Consider the following 18,240-nt stretch of genomic DNA (forward strand, 5'->3'; position numbering starts at 1 on the left):
GCACGGTAGCGGAGCCGACGTGCCGCGGCGACCGAAGCGGGACGAACCATGCCGCTGCGGGCCCGGCCGGCACAGGTCCACGCTCGCCATGGCAGCGGCAGGCGGTGAGTACCGCGCGCCGGCGCTCGACGAGGACGACGGATGCGGCCGGCGCGACGTCGTCGCCGGCAGGCGCCGCCGCACCGTCAGGGTGCGCCTCGCGGACGTCAGGATGCGCCTCGCGGACGTCAGGGTCCGCCTCGCGGACGTCGGCAGGCGCCTCGCGGACCGCCGGCGCACGACCGAGCAACCCGCCGCCGGCGAGGGCGGCGGCGAGCACCGCGGCCACCGCCAGGGCGGCGCGCAGAGGAGCGGATCGAAGGGCCATAACCCGGACGCTAAGCCCGAATCCGGCCGGCTCGACGGTTTCGGCGTTTGCCCGAATGGCCAGGGCGTTTGCCCGAATCCGGGCTAACCACAACCCACCCGCGGAGTGGGTGGGGCTAACTTCCGGGCTACCGCGGACGGGAGTCGGGCAAACCGCCGACCCTTGACAGAACCGCGGCCGTGAGGCAGCCCACGCCGACCCGGAGATCGGGATCAGTCGACGCGTCCTACCATGACGTGGTGACCGCGACCCTTCCGACGACTCCGGCTCCGGCGCCCGGCCGGGCCGCCCGGCTGGTACGGCGGCTGCCGCTCCCGTCGGAGCTGGCGCTGCGGCGGCTGGCGGTCGCGTCGCTGGTCACGCAGGCCGGCATCATCGTGACGGGCGGCGCGGTCCGGCTCACCGACTCCGGGCTCGGCTGTCCCGACTGGCCGCACTGCACCGCCGGCTCCATCGCCGCGACGCCCGAGATGGGGCTGCACGGGGCGATCGAGTTCGGGAACCGGCTGCTCACCTTCGTGGTCGGGGCCGTCGCGTTGGTGATGCTGGTCGCGGTGCTGCGGACGCTCACCTCGGACCGGCCGCGCCGCGACCTGCTGGTGCTGTCGGCGGTGCTGGTCGGCTTCGTGCCGGCGCAGGCGGTCATCGGCGGCATCACCGTCTGGACCGACCTGAACCCGTGGGTCGTCATGTTCCACTTCCTGGTGTCGACCGTCCTGGTCGGATTCGCGACGGTGCTGGTCAGACGGACGCAGCGGCCGTACGGTGCGGTTCCGGCGCGGGTCGGGCAGCCGTGGCTGGAACGGCTCGGGCTGCTGACGCTGGTGGTCACCGCCGTCGCCGTCTACCTGGGCGCCGTCGTCACCGGCAGCGGACCGCACGCCGGCGACCCCGACGCCAAGCGCACCGGTCTCGACGTCGCGGTCATGACGCAGGTGCACGCGGACTCGGTTCTGGTGCTCATCGGCATCTCGATCGGCCTCTGGTTCACCACCCGGGCGGTCGGCTCCCCCGGCCGGGCCGCCCGCGCCGCCGCCGTCCTGCTCGCCGTCGAGCTCGGGCAGGGGCTCATCGGCCTGGTGCAGTACCGGCTCGAGCTGCCGGAGCTGCTGGTCGGACTGCACATGCTCGGCGCGGCGCTCATGATCATGGCCGCGACCGACGCCTGGCTCGCCACGCGCTGGCTGCCCTCGCGCCAGCCGGCCACCGCGGCCGCTCCCTGACGACGCGGCCAGCGCCCGACGGCGCGACGACATCGACCCGATCTGAACCCGCAGGTCAGCGCACGACCTCGCCGGCCGCGAGCCGGCGCAGCGCGGCGCCGGTCCCGAGTTCGGGGCGGGCGTCCGCGTGCTCCAGGTAGTACCGCAGCGTGTGGTCGACGAGCACCGGGTCGGCGCCGAGACGCGCGGCCGGGATCGCGGCGGCCGTGTTCGCCGGCGCCGTCGCCGTCAAGCGGCCGAGCGCCGCGGTCCGCCGCCCAGACGCCGCGATCCGCCGGCCGGACGGCGCAGCCGCGAGATTCACCGGCTCGTGCGTCACCACCGTCAGCCAGTTCTGCACCGGCGCCAGGCCGAATCCATAGCGGATCGACGTGCTGCCGATGCGGTCGATCTGATCCCAGGTCAGCTCGACGGGGTCGCCGCCCAGCCCGACGACGAGGTGTGACGGCGTGAGGTCCAGGCCGAGGCGCCGGCGGGAGGCGATCAGCCCGACGATCCCGCCGAGCGCCAGCACCGACCCGACCACCAGCAGCACGACGAAGCCCACGACGGCCGACCAGTCGCCACGCACCGCCGCGATGACGAGGGCCGCCACACCGAGCCCGAGAAGCGCCAGCCCCAGGATCGCCAGCGCCAGGCTGACCAGTGGCGACGTCGGCCGAACCGGGATGCGCACGACCGTCTGCCGGACCCCGCCGACCTCGATCGAGGCCTCCTCGACGGCGAACCCGCGGCCGCGTGGGCGGCTGCCGACGGCGATGGGCGCGAGGACCAGCAGGATCGCCCCGATCACCGCCGCGCCGACCCGGTTGCCCGCCGCCAGCGCAATCACGCCAGCCGGCGCCAGGAAGAGCGCGAGGAGTCCGAACACGACGACGCCGAGCCAGCCGCCGAGGGGCGGACGGCGCCAGTGCGGCGGCCACGGCAGCGGAGTCACGGCGACGATGCTCTCACGCGAGGCCCGGACGGACGCGACGAGCCGCTGGTGCTCTGCCGTCGGAAACGACCGCAGAGCACCAACACCCCCGTTAGAGGTCTGCCGCCGGAAACGACCGCAGAGCACCAACACCCCCGCTGGAGGTCTGCCGCCGGAAACGACCGCAGAGCACCAACACCCCCGCTGGAGGTCTGCCGTCGGATACGACGGCAGACCTCCAGCGCCGCATCCACCAGACCCGGAGGCGGCAGCCCACCCCGCAGGTCGAGCATCGCCGCAGGTCAGGAGTCTGCAGCCGCCAGGAGCGCCTGAGCGAACCACTCCATGGTGGCGACGCTGCCGGAGCTCACCTGGGCGGCCGGCCAGCCGTTGATGACGCCGACGAGCTCCCAGTAGCGCTCGACCCGGCGGTCGGAGAAGAGGGCGATCTGCTCGCCCAGCTCCTGCCGGAAGTCCGCGTCGTCGTCGACGCCGCGGGCATGGGCGAACCGGGGCGCCAACTGGTCGACCACCAGCCGGCCCTCCGGCGAGGACGGCGGGATGCCGGCCGAGTCGAGCGGGGTCACCAGTTCGGACACGCTCGAGTAGAGCGCCAGCTCCTCCGGCGACGGGCCGACCGAGCCCGAGCCAGCCGAGCCGTCCGAGCCCGAACCGACCGAGCCCGAGCCGGAGCCAGCCGAGCCGGAGCCAGCCGAGCCGGAGTCAGCCGAGCCGGAGCCGGCCGCGCCGTCGCTCGCGCTCGCGCCGGCCTCGGCCATCTGCCGGACCCGCGCCCGGTAGGACGGGTCCTGCACCAGCTCGGCCAGCTCGACCCACGCCTCCACCTGGGCCGGCGTGGGGTCGTCCGGAAGGTCCACGCGCACGGAGCGCATCCGGGCGGCGAACGCGGGGTCGGTGTCCAGGCCGTCGAACGCCGACGACCAGTAGTCGTCGATGATCTGCTGCCGTTCGGCGGCGGACAGGTGGGCCAGGCGGTTCATGAGATCCAGCTCCTCGTGGTCGTCGATCCCCAGCGCGGCCACCGCCCGCAACACCGAACGGCGGGTCCGGAGCAGCCGGATCTGCGCGTCGAGGGCGGCGGCGTGCGCCGTCGCCATGTCGGCCAGCGACAACGTCCGGTCGAGGACCTGCCGGACGGTCGCGAGGTCGACGCCGAGCTCGCGGAGCGTGCGGACGAGATCCAGCCGGGCCAGCGCGACGGCGTCGTAGCGGCGGTAGCCCGCCGGGGATCGGTCGGTCGGCGGCACCAGCCCGATGTCGGCGTAGTACCTGATCGTCTTCACCGGGAGTCCGGTGCGCCGGGCCAGGTCGCCGATGCTCAGGAAGGCGTCGTCGTCGGTCACGAGAACCACCGTGGTGTCTCCAGCGACTGGAGAGTCAACCCAGGATCAGCACGTCCGCCATCACCGCGACGAACACGACGGTGAGGTAGGTGATGGAACCGTGGAAGAGCCGCATCGCGGTCAGCCCGGCGCCGTCCGGCGTCCGCTTGGCACGGCCGTACAGGCGGTGCGCCTCGACGAGGAACCAGATGCCGGTCAGCACGGACGCCACCCCGAAGATCCAGCCGAGCGACGCGACCGGCCAGAGCACGAACGTCGTGGCGACCATGGCCCACGAGTAGAGCAGGATCTGCAGCGCCACCGTGCGCGCCGGCGCGACGACCGGCAGCATGGGCACGCCGGCCCGGGCGTAGTCGTCGCGGTAGCGCATGGCCAGCGGCCAGTAGTGCGGCGGCGTCCAGAAGAACACGACGAGGAACAGCAGCACCGGCGGCCAGTCGAGCGACCCGGTGACGGCGGCCCAGCCGATCAGGGTCGGCACGCAACCGGCCACCCCGCCCCACACGATGTTCTGCGACGTCCGCCGCTTCAGCAGCATGGTGTAGACGAGGACGTAGAACAGGTTGGCCGCGATGGTCAGCGCGGCGGCCAGCGCGTTGACCCACACCAGCATGATCGCCACGGACGCGACGAGCAGCAGCGACGCGAACGCGAACGCCCGGTACGGCGAGACGACGGCGCGGGCGACCGGCCGGCGCCGGGTGCGGTGCATGACGGCGTCGATGTCGCGCTCGAGCACCTGGTTGAACGCGTGCGCGCTACCGCCGGCCAGTGTTCCGGCGATCAGCGTGGCCAGCGCCAGGCCCAGCGGCGGCAGCCCGCGCTCGGCCAGCACCATGGCCGGCAGCGTCGTGATGAGCAGCAGCTCGACGACGCGCAGCTTCATGAGCGACGCGTACACGCCGACGACGGCACCCAGCCGTCCCAACCGCCCACGCGGCCCCGGTGCGCGCCGGGTCGCCGCAGGGCTCGGCTCGACGGACGTCAACGTTCACCTTCGTGTGGTCGAAGAGACAGGCGGGGGTGGAACATCCGCCAGCATGGCCTGTTGAGTCTAACGGTGCGCCCAATCCGCCGAGCGGCCGGGCACACGTCCGGGTGACGTCGATACGCTCGACCGTGGAACGGCCGTCTCGCCGACGGCGCCGTGAGCAGAGACGTAGGGATCCATCCGCCTGAGAGGAACGTCACGCCGGTGAACACGACACCCGAGAACAGCGCAGACTTCGAGTGGACGGAGCTCGACGACCGGGCGGTCGACACCGTGCGGCTGCTGGCCATGGATGCCGTCGAGAAGGTCGGCAACGGCCACCCCGGCACCGCGATGAGCCTGGCCCCGGTGGCCTACACGCTCTACCAGAAGGTGCTCCGCCACGACCCGTCCGACCAGCACTGGCTGGGCCGCGACCGGTTCGTGCTGTCGGCCGGGCACAGCAGCCTCACGCAGTACATCCAGCTGTACCTGTCCGGCTACGACGTCACGCTGGACGACCTGAAGGCGTTCCGCACCTGGGGCTCGGCCACGCCGGGGCACCCGGAGTACCGGCACACCAACGGCGTCGAGGTGACGACCGGCCCGCTCGGGTCGGGTTTCGGGTCGGCGGTCGGCATGGCGTTCGCGCAGCGCCGGGTCCGCGGCCTGCTCGACCCCGACGCACTGCCGGGTGAGAGCGTCTTCGACCACCACGTCTTCGTCATCGCCTCCGACGGCGACCTCGAGGAGGGCGTGTCGAGCGAGGCCAGCTCGCTGGCGGGCACGCAGGAGCTGGGCAACCTCGTGGTGCTGTGGGACGACAACCACATCTCCATCGAGGACGACACCAACATCGCCTTCACCGAGGACACCGTCGCCCGCTACGAGGCGTACGGCTGGCACACCCAGGTGGTCGACTTCACCGCCGCCGGGGCAGATCGTGAGTACACCGAAGATCCCAAGGCGATCTTCGAGGCGCTGCAGAACGCGAAGGCCGTCACCGACCGCCCGTCGTTCATCGCGGTGCGGACGATCATCGGCTGGCCGGCGCCGAACAAGCAGAACACCGGCGCCATCCACGGCTCCGCGCTGGGCGCCGACGAGGTCGCCGCCACCAAGCGGGTGCTGGGGGCCGACCCGGCGAAGAGCTTCGACGTCGACGGCGACGTGCTGGCGCACGCCCGCGAGGTCGGCGACCGCGGCAAGTCCGTCCGCACCGAGTGGGAGCAGCGCTACGACGCCTGGCGGGCCGCGAACCCCGACCGCGCCGCCCTGCTCGACCGCCTGCAGGGCCACGAGCTGCCGGATGGCTGGACGCGGAGCCTGCCGACCTTCGAGCCGTCGGAGAAGGGTATCGCCACCCGCGCCGCGTCGGGCAAGGTCATCAACGCCGTCGCGTCGGTGCTGCCGGAGCTGTGGGGCGGCTCGGCCGACCTCGCCGGCTCCAACAACACGACCATCGAGGGCGAGCCGAGCTTCCTGCCCGAGAAGCGCTCCTCGAAGATGTTCCCCGGCGACCCCTATGGCCGCACGCTGCACTTCGGCGTCCGCGAGTTCGCCTCCGGCCTGATCGTCAACGGCATCGCGCTGAACGGCCTGACCCGCCCGTACGCGGCGACGTTCCTGGTGTTCAGCGACTACCAGCGGGCCGCGGTCCGGCTGGCGGCGATCCAGCAGCTGCCGGTGACGTTCGTGTGGACGCACGACTCCATCGGCCTCGGCGAGGACGGCCCGACGCACCAGCCGGTCGAGCACCTGTCGGCGCTGCGCGCGATCCCCGGCCTGGACGTCGTCCGCCCGGCCGACGCGAACGAGACGGCGGTCGCGTGGCGCACCATCCTGGAGCGGCAGCACCCGGCCGGCCTGGCGCTGACCCGGCAGAACGTGCCCACCTTCGACCGCACCGTCTACGCGTCCGCCGAGGGCACCGCGCGCGGCGGCTACGTGTTCGCCGAGGCCGACGGCGGCACGCCGCAGGTCATCCTCATCGGCACCGGCTCGGAGCTGCAGCTGGCCGTTCAGGCCCGCGAGACGCTGCAGGCCGGCGGCGTGCCCACCCGCGTCGTCTCGATGCCGTCGCAGGAGTGGTTCGAGGAGCAGGACGCCGAGTACCGCGAGTCCGTCCTCCCGGCGAGCACGAAGGCCCGCGTCTCCGTCGAGGCCGGCATTGCGATGAGCTGGCACCGCTACCTCGGCGACGCCGGCCGCGCGGTCAGCCTCGAGCACTTCGGCGCGTCGGCCGACTACCAGACCCTGTACCGCGAGTTCGGCATCACGGTGGACGCGGTGGTGGCCGCGGCCCGCGATTCCATCTCCAACGCCTGAGAGGGAGACATGAACACCAACGATCCGCTCGGCCGGCTCTCCGCGGAGGGCGTCGCCATCTGGCTCGACGACCTGTCCCGCGACCGCCTGACCACCGGGAACCTGCAGTCACTGATCGACGACAAGCACGTCGTCGGCGTCACCACGAACCCGTCGATCTTCCAGGCCGCCATCACCAAGAGCAGCCTGTACGACGACGACCTGCGCCGCCACGCCGGCCAGGGCTCCGACGCCGACGCCGCCGTGCGCGATCTCACCACCGACGACGTCCGCGCGGCCGCCGACCTGTTCGGGCCGGTCGCACAGCGCAGCACGAACGGCGACGGCCGGGTCTCCATCGAGGTCGACCCGCGGCTGGCGCACGACACCGGCGCCACCATCGCCCAGGCCGAGGAGCTGTGGGCCGAGGTCGACCGGCCGAACGTCTTCGTCAAGATCCCCGCGACGAAGGCCGGCCTGCCGGCGATCACCGCGGGCATCGCGGCGGGAATCAGCGTGAACGTCACGCTGATCTTCTCCATCGACCGCTACCGTGAGGTCATGGACGCCTACCAGGCGGGACTCGAGCAGCGGGTCGCCGCCGGTGAGTCGCTCGACGGCATCGCCTCGGTCGCGTCCTTCTTCGTCAGCCGGGTCGACTCCGAGATCGACAAGCGGCTCGAGTCGATCGGCTCCGACGAAGCGCTGGCGCTGCGCGGCCAGTCCGCCATCGCGAACGCCCGGCTGGCCTACGCCGCCTACGAGGACGTCATCGCGGCCGAGCGCTGGCAGCGGCTCGAGCAGGCCGGGGCGCAGCGGCAGCGGCCGCTGTGGGCGTCGACGTCGACGAAGAACCCCGACTACGACGACACCATGTACGTCACCCAGCTGGTCGCGCCCGACACCGTCAACACCATGCCCGAGGCGACCATCGAGGCGGTCGCCGACCACGGCGACATCACCGGCGACACCATCCGGCCCAACCGCGAGAACGCGTGGAACACGCTGGCCGCCGTCCGCGCCGCCGGCGTCGATCTCGACGACGTCAGCGAGGTGCTCGAGCGCGAGGGCGTGGAGAAGTTCGAGACCAGCTGGAACGACCTGCTCGAGTCCGTGAACGCCAAGCTGGAGGCCGCCAAGTGACCGCTCTGACCGTCACCACGTACGGCGTCGACGCCGTCGTCGAGGGCCTGGTCGGCGAGAAGGTCGCGTCGCGCATCGCGGCGAAGGACGCCACGCTGTGGGGCCCGGAGGCCGAGCCGGAGGCGTCCATCCGGCTGGGCTGGACCGACCTGCACGAGACGTCGCGGCCACTGCTGGCCGAGATCGAGGCGCTGTCGGCCGAGCTGCGGGCCGAGGGCCTGGACCGCATCGTGCTGGCCGGCATGGGCGGCTCGTCGCTGGCGCCGGAGGTCATCACCCGGACGGCGGGCGTCGAGCTGACGGTGCTCGACACGACCGACCCGGGCTCGGTGACCCGGGCGCTGGCCGACCGCCTCGACCGCACCGTCATCGTGGTGTCCAGCAAGTCCGGCTCGACGGTCGAGACCGACAGCCAGCGGCGGGTCTTCGCGGCCGCGTTCGAGGCGGCCGGCATCGATTCCGCCAGCCGCATCGTCGCCGTCACCGACCCGGGGTCGGGGCTGGCCGAGCTGGCCGAGGCGGGCGGCTACCGCCGGGTGTTCCTCGCCGACCCGAACGTCGGCGGCCGCTACTCCGCGCTGACGGCGTTCGGGCTGGTCCCGAGCGGGCTGGCCGGCGCCGACATCGCCGCGCTGCTGGACGAGGCAGCGGCCGCCGCCGAGCGGCTGGGCGGCGACGTCACCGACAACCCGGCACTGCGGCTGGGCGCCGCGCTCGCCGGCGGCAAGGCCGACGGCCGCGACAAGGTCGCCATCGCCGACGCCGGCTCGGGCATCTCCGGCCTGGCCGACTGGGCCGAGCAGCTGATCGCCGAGTCCACCGGCAAGCTGGGCACCGGCATCCTGCCGATCGCCAGCGGCAGCGTCGATGATCCCGAGATCGCGCACCCCGCCGCCGACGTCCTCCCGGCCATCGTCGGCGCGCCCGCCGAAACACCCGCCAAGGGCGTCGTCGTCACCGGTGAGCTGGGCGCGCAGTTCCTGCTGTGGGAGTACGCGACGGCCGTCGCCGGCAAGCTGCTGGGCATCAACCCGTTCGACCAGCCCGACGTCGAGAGCGCGAAGAACGCCGCCCGTGGCCTGCTCGACGCCACGCCGGCGCCCGAGACGCCCGCCTTCACCGACGGCGTCGTCGAGGTGCGCGGCTCAGCCGGCCTGCTCGACGGGGTGACGACCTTGAGCGGCGCCGTCGACGCGCTGCTCGGCCGGCTGGCGCCGGACGGCTACCTCGCCGTCATGGCCTACCTCGACCGCGAGGGCGACGACGCCGGGCTGGCCGACGTCCGCGTGCCGCTGGAGCGGCGGACCGAGCGGCCCGTGACGTTCGGGTGGGGCCCGCGGTTCCTGCACTCCACCGGCCAGTACCACAAGGGCGGGCCGGCGCAGGGCGTGTATCTGCAGGTCACCGGCGCGCCGGCGGACGACCTGGCGATCCCGGACCGGCCGTTCACGTTCGGGCAGCTGATCGCCGCGCAGGCGACCGGCGACGCCCAGGTGCTGGCCGACCACGACCGCCCGGTGCTCCGGCTGCATCTGACCGACCGCAAGGCAGGCATCGAGACGCTGAGGGACATTCTGCGGTGAACTACCAGAACCCGCTGCGCGACAAACGCGACAAGCGGCTGCCCCGCATCGCCGGCCCGTCCGGCCTGGTGATCTTCGGGGTCACCGGCGACCTCGCGCGCAAGAAGCTGATGCCGGCGGTGTACGACCTCGCCAACCGCGGCCTGCTGCCGCCCGGGTTCTCGCTGGTCGGGTTCGCCCGGCGCGACTGGGCCACGCAGGACTTCGGCAAGATCGTGCACGACGCCGTCAAGCAGCACGCGCGCACCCCGTTCCGGGAGGCGACCTGGCGGCAGCTCGCGCAGGGGTTCCGGTTCGTCCCGGGCGACTTCTCCGACGACGACGCGTTCGACCGGCTGGCCGAGACCGTCCACGAGCTGGACGAACAGCAGGGCACGGGCGGCAACCACGCGTTCTACCTGTCGATCCCGCCGTCGTTCTTCGACATCGTCTGCAAGCAACTGGACCGCTCCGGGCTGGCCCACCCGGACGGCCCGGAGCAGTGGCGCCGGGTGATCATCGAGAAGCCGTTCGGCCACGACCTCCAGAGTGCCCGGCAGCTCAACGCGACGGTCGAGAGCATCTTCCCGCCCGACTCGATCTTCCGCATCGACCACTACCTGGGCAAGGAGACGGTCCAGAACATCCTGGCGCTGCGCTTCGCCAACCAGCTGTTCGAGCCGATCTGGAACGCCCACTTCGTCGACCACGTGCAGATCACGATGGCCGAGGACATCGGCATCGAGAGCCGGGCCGGCTACTACGACGGCATCGGCGCGGCCCGCGACGTCATCCAGAACCACCTGCTCCAGCTGCTGGCGCTGGTGGCCATGGAGGAGCCGGTCTCGTTCAACGCGTCGGACCTGCGGGCGGAGAAGGAGAAGGTGCTCTCCGCGGTCCGGCTGCCCCCGGACCTCGGTCAGCACACCGCGCGCGGGCAGTACGCGGCGGGCTGGGCCGGCGGGCAGAAGGTCCAGGGCTTCCTCGACGAGGACGGCATCCCGGCCGAGTCCACGACCGAGACCTTCGCCGCCGTCCGCCTCGACATCGACACCCGTCGCTGGGCCGGCGTGCCGTTCTACCTGCGCACCGGCAAGCGGCTCGGGCGCCGGGTCACCGAGGTGGCGATCGTGTTCAAGCGGGCGCCGCACCTGCCGTTCGAGTCCACCGCCACCGAGGAGCTGGGGCAGAACGCGCTGGTCATCCGGGTGCAGCCGGACGAGGGCGTGACCATCCGGTTCGGGTCGAAGGTGCCGGGCACCGCTATGGAGGTGCGCGACGTCACCATGGACTTCGGCTACGGCGGCTCGTTCACCGAGGAGAGCCCCGAGGCGTACGAGCGGCTGATCCTCGACGTCCTGCTGGGCGACCCGCCGCTGTTCCCGCGGCACGAGGAGGTCGAGCTGTCCTGGCAGATCCTCGACCCGATCGAGGAGTTCTGGGCGGCGAGTCCGGGGCAGCCCGAGCAGTACCCGCCCGGCGGCTGGGGTCCCCCGTCGGCCGAGGAGATGCTGGCCCGCGACGGCCGCACCTGGAGGCGTCCATGATCATCGACATCCCGTCGACCACCGCCGGCGACGTCGCCAAGCGCCTGGTCGAGCTGCGCGAGAAGCACGGCGCGGTCGCGCTGGGCCGCGTCCTCACGCTGGTGCTCGTCACCGAGGAGGCCGGCGCCGAGGACGCCATCGAATCGGCGAACCAGGCCAGTCACGAGCACCCGTGCCGCATCATCGCCGTCATCAAGGGCACGTCGCGCGGGTCGGCCCGGCTCGACGCGCAGATCCGGGTCGGCGGCGACGCCGGCGCCAGCGAGGTGGTCGTGCTGCGGATGTTCGGGCCGCTCACCGGGCATGCGGAGTCCGTCATCGTCCCGCTGCTGCTGCCCGACAACCCGGTGGTCGCGTGGTGGCCGGCCGAGTCTCCCCCGGTGCCCGCCGACGACCCCGTCGGGCGGCTGGCGCAGCGGCGCATCACCGACGCCGCGGCGTGCAAGCGGCCGGCCGCGGCGCTGCAGGAGCGGGCCGAGACGTACCAGCCTGGCGACACCGACCTCTCGTGGACCCGGCTGACGCTGTGGCGGGCGCTGCTCGCGGCGGCGCTGGACCAGCCGCCGCACGAGGAGATCACGGCGGCGCGGGTCGTGGGCGGGCCGGACAACCCGAGCGCCGACCTGCTGGCCGGCTGGCTGGCGCACACGCTGCGGATCCCCGTCACGCGGACCAAGGCGACCGGCGTCGACGGCCTGTTCAGCGTGCGACTGGACCGCGCGTCCGGCCCGATCGCCATCGAGCGTCCGGACGACGAGGTGGCGACGCTGACCGTCCCGGGCCGCGCCGACCGCCGCGTCGCACTCCCCCGCCGCGGCGCCGGCGACTCGCTGGCCGAGGAGCTGCGCCGGCTCGACCCCGACGACGTCTATGCCGAGGTCATCCAGGAGGGGCTGGTGGAGCTGCACGAGACCGGCAGGATCACCCGGACCAAGGCGAAGGCCAGGCGATGACCACACCCACGATCGTGATCCACCGCGACGTCGACGTGCTGGTCCAGGCGGTGGCGGCCCGGCTCATCACCCGGCTGGTCGACGCCCGGGCCGCACACGGCGACGCGTCCGTCGTCCTCACCGGCGGGACGGCGGGCATCGCGACGCTGCGCGCCGTGGCCGCGTCGCCGGCCCGCTCGGCCGTCGACTGGTCCGCGCTGTCCGTCTGGTGGGGCGACGAGCGGTTCCTGCCGTCCGGCGATCCGGACCGCAACGAGACGCAGGCGCGGGCCGCCCTGCTGGACCACGTGCCGGTCGACCCGGCGCGGGTGTTCGCGATGCCGGCGTCGTCGGGGGACCTGACGCCGGAGGACGCGGCGTCGGCGTACGCGGACGTGCTGGCCGGCCAGACGGAGAAGCGGCTGCACGTCGGTGCGCCCGCGTTCGACGTCCTGCTGCTCGGCGTCGGGCCGGACGGCCACGTGGCGTCGTTGTTCCCCGAGCACCCGGCCCTGCACGACGACCGTCCCGTGGTCGGGGTGCGGGGCGCGCCGAAGCCGCCGCCGGAACGGGTCAGCCTCAGCCTGCCGGTCATCCGGTCGGCGGACGAGGTGTGGCTGGTGGTGGCGGGCGCTGACAAGGCGCCGGCGGTGCGGCTGGCGCTGGGCGGGTCCGGGCCGGTGCAGATCCCGGCGGCCGGTGCCCAGGGGCAGCGGGCGACGCGGTGGCTACTGGATCGCGCCGCCGCGGCCGAGCTCCCGCCCGGTCTGGGGCGCCCCGCCTCACCGTGAGAGCTGCGGCACCGGATCGCCGCACCTCGGACCGGTCCTCCGATCCGGCGTGTTGACGAGAGCGCCAACGGTTGGCACGGGCGTCAACCCGCCGGATCATGGCCGCCCCGCCTCGCCCCGAAATCGCCCTACATCGGGACAGATGTGACACGGCGGGGAAGGCTTGCCTATCCTTCCCGCGTGGCGTCGATGAAGGCGAAGAAGAAGTGCTGCCGGGACCGGCCGCGGTGCAAGGTGTGCCCGGTCGTGCTCAAGCGGCTGTCCGACGCCGGGCTGCTGGAGCGGGAGAGCAAGCGCCGCTACTCGTTCGACGCCAAGCCGCCGAAGCCCGCCGTCGTCGCCGCCCGCGCGACCTGACCGGTCAGCCGCGGAGATAGGCGGCGACGTCGGGGTGCTGGAAGAAGTCGGCCCAGCCGGCCGGGTCCAGCTGGAACCGGTGGTCCTTCGCCGACACGTCCGCACCGCGTTCCACCAGCAGCTTCACCACGTCCAGCGCGCCCGCGCCGGCCGCGTAGTGCAGTGCACCGTCCACCGGCGCGCCGGCCGCCGCCAGCACCCGCACCACGTCCCAGTGGTGCAGCCCGGCGGCCTCGGCGACCAGCGACGGCCGGACGGCGGCGGCGCCGATCCCGCCCACTGCCGCCGTCACCGCCGCGGCGTCGCCCCGCAGCGCGGCCGCGACGACGGGGTCGCGCCGGTCCGCCCGCGCCCGGTACAGGTCGCGCAGCAGGCAGATCTCCGCGCCGTGCGCCATGACCTCCCGGTTAACGTGCAGCACGAGCTTGGCCATCGAGTCGTCCGCGTACGGCCCGCCGCGTGGCCCCAGCGGCCGCAGGATCGTCTCGTCGTCCAGCGCGGCGACCCCGGACCGCCACAGCGCGTACGCCTCGTCCAGCAGCGCCAGCGCGCCGTCCGCCGTCCCCGGCAGCGGCTCCGGCCAGTGCCGCGCGTCGTACATGTCGGCGCCAGGAGCGGCGTCCGGGTCGAAGAACGCCCGCGCCCGCTTGCCGAGCACGTCCCGGCCGACGTGCATGGCGCGCCAGGCGATGGTCGTGACGGGCGGCAGCGGCGGCTCCGGCTGCACGGACTCGAGGTCCATCGCACCGCCGGGACCGGGCCGCAGGCTCCACGCCCCGTCCACCGGTTCCCACCGGTACTCGTCGTCGGTCAGGCCGGCCAGCCGCGGCCGGAAATGGACGGTCCAGTAGAACTCGAGCTGGTCGAGCAGGTCGGCACTCCACATACCGACCACCGTAGAACCCTAATAGGACACCGTCTGTCATATTAGGGAGATGCGCGCCGAACGCCTCGTCCAGGTCGTCCTGCTGCTGCAGACGCACGGCCGGTTGACGGCGGGCGAGCTGGCCCGGCGGCTTGAGGTGTCGACCCGCACGGTGCAGCGCGACCTCGACGCGCTCAGCGCGGCGGGCTTCCCCGTCTACGCCGACCGCGGCCGGGCCGGCGGCTGGTCGCTGGCGGCCGACTACCGCACCCGGCTGACCGGCCTCTCCCCCGCCGAGACCGCCGCCCTGTTCGTCGCGTCGACGGCGCACGTGCTGGCCGACCTCGGGCTGGACGCCGCCGCCGGTACGGCCGAGGCGAAGCTGCTCGCGACGGTGCCGGCGCACGCCCGCGAGCAGGCCGACCTCGCCCGCGAACGGGTCCTCGTCGACCACGCCGACTGGATGGAGGCGCGCGAGCCGTCGCCGTGGCTGGCGGTGCTGCGGCAGGCGGTCTGGGACGACACCCGGGTGCGGCTGCGCTACGGCAGCGGGCCCGACGCGGTCAGCGTCGAGCCACTGGGGCTGGTGGCGAAGAAGCGGTCCTGGTACCTCGTCGCCCGCAAGGACGACGACTACCGCACCTACCGGGTCGGCCGCATCGCCCGGGCCGAGAGCACCGGCGAGCGGTTCCAACGCCCGCCCGGCTTCGACCTCGCCGCACACTGGCACGACAGCAGCGAGCGTTATTTCGCCGGGCTGCGCCGCTACCCGGTCCGGCTGCGGGTGCGCGGGTACGCCGCCACCCGGCTGCGCTGGGCCCGCAACGCCGTCGTGGAGTCCGTGGCCGACGGCGACGACGGCTGGCAGCAGGTGGCCATGACCTTCGAGTCGGCCTACGAGACGCGGATCCACCTGCTCGGCCTGGCCGGCGACGTGATCGTGCTGGAACCGGCCGAGCTACGCGACGATCTGCGCCGCGCCGCTCAAGAGTTCCTGGAGCAGAACGAGGGTGTGGCTCCCGGGTCTCGGCCGTAGCGAGCGGCATCCAGGTGGATGCCTCGCAAGGCCGAGGAAGGAGTCATAGCGGGGTTCTATGACGACTGACGAGAACGCAGCGAGGCGCCGCCTGGACGCCGCGCAGTAGGCCACGGACCCGGGAGCCGCACCCTTAGAGCGAGCGGCGCTTGCGCAGCGCCTGCAGCGCCTCTTCGAGAATGGCCGCGCCGTCCTCGTCGCTGCGCCGCTCTTTCACGTACGCGAGGTGCGTCTTGTACGGCTCGGTGCGCGGCGCGGCCGGCGGGTGCTCGCGGTCCTGGCTGGCCGGCAGCCCGCAGCGAATGCAGTCCCACGACTCGGGGATGACGGCCTCGGCGGCGAAGCTAGGCGAACTCTCGTGCCCGTGCTCGCAGTAGTACGTCACCTTGCGGCGTGGCGCGGAATCGCCGCGCTCTGCCTCGCCCATGGGGCCGGCGCCCACCCGGCTGCCACGGATCGCGTTGCCTCCGACCACAGTGCGTCCTCTCTGACGGGTACTAGCTGGCGTTCAGCAGCCCGATGGCGACGATGGCCGCGCCCCAGACCAGGCCCAGTGCGACCGTCAGGCGGTCGAGGTTGCGCTCGGCCACCGAGGACCCGCCCAGCGAGGACGAGACGCCGCCGCCGAACATGTCGGACAGGCCGCCACCCTTCCCCTTGTGCATGAGCACCAGCAGGATCAGCAACGCGCTGGTTGCGACCAGCAGAATCGAGAATGCCAGTTCCACGGTGGTGTGCCTTCGTCCTTTCGGATCGGCGGGGGGCCGGCGAGCGCCGGGCGCACGGTCCAAGACTACGCGTTCGGGCCCATCGTGCCGAATGGTACCCGGTCGCTGGGAATGATCATGTCCCCGCCCCCGGCCTAGGGGGTACGAGGGTCTGCTCAGGGGTTGCGGTGGTACCGGGCGATCAGCGCGAACTCGTCGGCGTTGATGCTCGCGCCGCCGACCAGCGCGCCGTCGACGTCGGGCTGCTCCATGATCGGTTTGACGTTCGCCGCCTTCACCGAGCCGCCGTAGAGGATGCGGACGCCGGCGGCCAGCTCGGCGCTGTACAGCTTGGCCAGCCGCTCGCGGATGGCCGCGGCCAGCTCCTGCGCGTCGTCCGGCGTGGCGACCTCGCCGGTGCCGATGGCCCAGACCGGCTCGTACGCGACGACGATCTCAGCCGCCGGCTCCGCGCCCAGGCCGTCGAGCGCGCCGTCGAGCTGCGCCAGCGTGTGCTCGACGTGCCGGCCCTCCTGCCGGACCTCGAGCGGCTCGCCGACGCACAGGATCGGCGTCAGCTCGTGCTGGTAGGCCGCCTTGATCTTCGCGGCCACCAGCTGGTCGGTCTCGCCGTGGTACTCGCGCCGCTCGGAGTGGCCGACGGTGACGTACGTGCAGCCCAGCTTCGCCAGCATGGCCCCGGAGATCTCGCCGGTGTAGGCGCCGGAGGCGTGCTGCGAGAGGTCCTGCCCGCCGAAGGCGATGTTGTACCGGTCGGCGTCGATCAGCGTCTGCACCGACCGCAGGTCGGTGAACGGCGGCAGCACCGCCACCTCGACCTTCTCGAGGTCGTCGTCGTTGAGCGAGAAGGCGAGCTTCTGCACCAGCGCGATGGCCTCGAGGTGGTTGAGGTTCATCTTCCAGTTGCCGGCCATCAGCGGCCGGCGGGTCTTCGTCGCCATCAGGACTCCAAGACGGTCAGGCCGGGCAGTTCCTTGCCCTCGAGCAGCTCCAGCGAGGCGCCGCCACCGGTCGAGATGTGCGTGAACGCGCCCTCGTCCAGGCCGAGCTGGCGGACGGCGGCCGCGGAGTCGCCGCCGCCGACGACGCTGGTGCCGCCGACCTCGGACACGGCGACCGCGATCTGTCGAGTGCCCTCGGCGAACGGCGGCAGCTCGAACACGCCCATCGGGCCGTTCCAGACCACCGTCCTCGCGTCGGCCAGCTTGCCGCGGAACAGCTCGATGGTGGCCGGGCCGATGTCGAGGCCCTTCTGGTCGGCCGGGATGGCCGACGCCGGCACCACGGACGTGGCGGCGTCGGCGCTGATGTCGGCCGCGACGACGACGTCGACCGGCAGCACCAGCTCGACGCCGCGGTCGGCCGCGCGGGTCAGGTACTCGCGGACCGTGTCGAGCTGGTCGTCCTCGAGCAGCGAGCCGCCCACCTCGTAGCCCTGGGCCTTGAGGAACGTGAACGCCATGCCGCCGCCGATGAGCAGGCGGTCGACCTTCTCGAGCAGGTTGTCGATGACGCCCAGCTTGTCGGACACCTTCGAGCCGCCGAGCACCACGACGTACGGACGCTCGGGGTCGACGAGGACCTTCGCGAACGCCTGTACCTCGGCCTGGACCAGCAGGCCGGCCGCGTGCGGCAGCGCCTGGGCGAGGTCGTAGACGCTGGCCTGCTTGCGGTGCACGACGCCGAAGCCGTCGGACACGAACACGTCGCCCAGGTCGGCCAGCTCGGCCGCGAAGGCGCCGCGCTCGGCGTCGTCCTTGCTGGTCTCGCGGGCGTCGAAGCGCAGGTTCTCGAGCAGCGCGACCTCACCGTCGGCCAGCGCGGCGACGGTCTTCCGCGCGCTCTCACCGACGGTGTCGGTGGCGAACGCGACGTCGGCGCCGAGCAGCTCGCCCAGCCGCTTCGCCACCGGCGCCAGCGAGTACTTCGGCTCCGGCGCGCCCTTCGGCCGGCCCAGGTGCGCCATGACGACGACCCGGGCACCGGCCGCGGTGAGCCGCCGGATGGTCGGCACCGACGCGCGCACCCGGCCGTCGTCGGTGATGACCGACCCGTCGAGCGGCACGTTGAGGTCGGAGCGCAGGAGGACCCGCTGACCGCGCAGGTCCCCCAGCTCGTCGATTCCCCTCATC

General features: G+C 73.0%; 18 protein-coding genes. 10 read left to right on the plus strand and 8 right to left on the minus strand.

What is annotated here, in order from left to right; genetic code table 11:
• Positions 1 to 88 precede the first annotated feature (88 nt).
• Both ACW62_RS04990 and ACW62_RS04995 read left to right on the plus strand, forming a co-directional pair.
• Positions 89 to 454, plus strand: a complete 366-nt coding sequence (locus tag ACW62_RS04990) for a hypothetical protein (protein ID WP_053202962.1) — start codon at positions 89 to 91, stop codon at positions 452 to 454.
• Positions 455 to 660: 206 nt separating this feature from the next.
• The gene (locus tag ACW62_RS04995) at positions 661 to 1,590 is read left to right on the plus strand and encodes a COX15/CtaA family protein (protein WP_053203134.1); all 930 of its coding nucleotides are present in this window, start codon (positions 661 to 663) and stop codon (positions 1,588 to 1,590) included.
• Positions 1,591 to 1,645: 55 nt separating this feature from the next.
• Here ACW62_RS04995 and ACW62_RS05000 read toward each other — a convergent pair whose 3' ends face one another.
• The 3 genes from ACW62_RS05000 to ACW62_RS05010 form a co-directional block, all read right to left on the minus strand.
• The gene (locus ACW62_RS05000; protein ID WP_053202963.1) at positions 1,646 to 2,527 is read right to left on the minus strand and encodes a hypothetical protein; all 882 of its coding nucleotides are present in this window, start codon (positions 2,525 to 2,527) and stop codon (positions 1,646 to 1,648) included.
• 281 nt (positions 2,528 to 2,808) lie between these two features.
• Positions 2,809 to 3,879 carry a MerR family transcriptional regulator gene (locus ACW62_RS05005; RefSeq protein ID WP_420843545.1) on the minus strand — a complete coding sequence of 357 codons (1,071 nt, stop codon included), beginning with the start codon at positions 3,877 to 3,879 and terminating at the stop codon, positions 2,809 to 2,811.
• Positions 3,880 to 3,904: 25 nt separating this feature from the next.
• A complete protein-coding gene (locus ACW62_RS05010; protein WP_053202965.1) occupies positions 3,905 to 4,858 on the minus strand; it encodes a heme o synthase in 954 nt (317 codons plus the stop codon).
• A 207-nt stretch (positions 4,859 to 5,065) separates the two neighbouring features.
• Between ACW62_RS05010 and tkt the strand changes: the two genes are divergently transcribed.
• The 7 genes from tkt to ACW62_RS33790 all read left to right on the plus strand — a co-directional run bounded on the left by tkt (position 5,066) and on the right by ACW62_RS33790 (position 13,479).
• Positions 5,066 to 7,168 carry a transketolase gene (gene tkt, locus ACW62_RS05015; protein ID WP_053202966.1) on the plus strand — a complete coding sequence of 701 codons (2,103 nt, stop codon included), beginning with the start codon at positions 5,066 to 5,068 and terminating at the stop codon, positions 7,166 to 7,168.
• A 9-nt stretch (positions 7,169 to 7,177) separates the two neighbouring features.
• Positions 7,178 to 8,290 carry a transaldolase gene (gene tal, locus ACW62_RS05020; RefSeq protein WP_053202967.1) on the plus strand — a complete coding sequence of 371 codons (1,113 nt, stop codon included), beginning with the start codon at positions 7,178 to 7,180 and terminating at the stop codon, positions 8,288 to 8,290.
• Positions 8,287 to 9,873 carry a glucose-6-phosphate isomerase gene (locus ACW62_RS05025; RefSeq protein ID WP_053202968.1) on the plus strand — a complete coding sequence of 529 codons (1,587 nt, stop codon included), beginning with the start codon at positions 8,287 to 8,289 and terminating at the stop codon, positions 9,871 to 9,873. Before tal ends, ACW62_RS05025 begins: the two co-directional genes overlap by 4 nt.
• Positions 9,870 to 11,399: a glucose-6-phosphate dehydrogenase gene (gene zwf, locus ACW62_RS05030; protein ID WP_053202969.1), complete on the plus strand. Its 1,530-nt coding sequence runs from the start codon at positions 9,870 to 9,872 to the stop codon at positions 11,397 to 11,399. Before ACW62_RS05025 ends, zwf begins: the two co-directional genes overlap by 4 nt.
• Complete coding sequence (gene opcA / locus ACW62_RS05035; protein WP_053202970.1) at positions 11,396 to 12,352, plus strand: glucose-6-phosphate dehydrogenase assembly protein OpcA; 957 nt, start codon at positions 11,396 to 11,398, stop codon at positions 12,350 to 12,352. Before zwf ends, opcA begins: the two co-directional genes overlap by 4 nt.
• On the plus strand, positions 12,349 to 13,122 hold the full coding sequence (gene pgl, locus ACW62_RS05040; RefSeq protein WP_053202971.1) for a 6-phosphogluconolactonase: 774 nt from the start codon (positions 12,349 to 12,351) through the stop codon (positions 13,120 to 13,122). The genes opcA and pgl overlap by 4 nt, the downstream gene beginning before the upstream one ends.
• Positions 13,123 to 13,302: 180 nt before the next feature.
• Complete coding sequence (locus ACW62_RS33790) at positions 13,303 to 13,479, plus strand: hypothetical protein (protein WP_157574401.1); 177 nt, start codon at positions 13,303 to 13,305, stop codon at positions 13,477 to 13,479.
• A gap of 4 nt (positions 13,480 to 13,483) precedes the next feature.
• Here the strand turns inward: ACW62_RS33790 and ACW62_RS32925 are convergent, their stop codons facing one another.
• A complete protein-coding gene (locus ACW62_RS32925) occupies positions 13,484 to 14,365 on the minus strand; it encodes a DinB family protein (RefSeq protein WP_083459232.1) in 882 nt (293 codons plus the stop codon).
• Positions 14,366 to 14,414: 49 nt separating this feature from the next.
• Here ACW62_RS32925 and ACW62_RS05050 point away from each other — a divergent pair, with 49 nt between their 5' ends.
• On the plus strand, positions 14,415 to 15,380 hold the full coding sequence (locus ACW62_RS05050; protein ID WP_053202972.1) for a helix-turn-helix transcriptional regulator: 966 nt from the start codon (positions 14,415 to 14,417) through the stop codon (positions 15,378 to 15,380).
• 133 nt (positions 15,381 to 15,513) lie between these two features.
• Here the strand turns inward: ACW62_RS05050 and ACW62_RS05055 are convergent, their stop codons facing one another.
• The 4 genes from ACW62_RS05055 to ACW62_RS05070 all read right to left on the minus strand — a co-directional run bounded on the left by ACW62_RS05055 (position 15,514) and on the right by ACW62_RS05070 (position 18,239).
• Positions 15,514 to 15,855 (minus strand): RNA polymerase-binding protein RbpA, encoded by a 342-nt coding sequence (locus ACW62_RS05055; protein WP_053202973.1) that lies wholly within the window; start codon positions 15,853 to 15,855, stop codon positions 15,514 to 15,516.
• 22 nt (positions 15,856 to 15,877) lie between these two features.
• Complete coding sequence (gene secG / locus ACW62_RS05060) at positions 15,878 to 16,108, minus strand: preprotein translocase subunit SecG (protein ID WP_053202974.1); 231 nt, start codon at positions 16,106 to 16,108, stop codon at positions 15,878 to 15,880.
• Between the two features lie 155 nt (positions 16,109 to 16,263).
• Complete coding sequence (gene tpiA / locus ACW62_RS05065; protein WP_053202975.1) at positions 16,264 to 17,049, minus strand: triose-phosphate isomerase; 786 nt, start codon at positions 17,047 to 17,049, stop codon at positions 16,264 to 16,266.
• Complete coding sequence (locus ACW62_RS05070) at positions 17,049 to 18,239, minus strand: phosphoglycerate kinase (RefSeq protein WP_053203135.1); 1,191 nt, start codon at positions 18,237 to 18,239, stop codon at positions 17,049 to 17,051. Before ACW62_RS05070 ends, tpiA begins: the two co-directional genes overlap by 1 nt.
• Between the last annotated feature and the right edge of the window lies 1 nt (position 18,240).

This window comes from Jiangella muralis (genome assembly GCF_001270745.1).
Taxonomy (GTDB): domain Bacteria; phylum Actinomycetota; class Actinomycetes; order Jiangellales; family Jiangellaceae; genus Jiangella; species Jiangella muralis.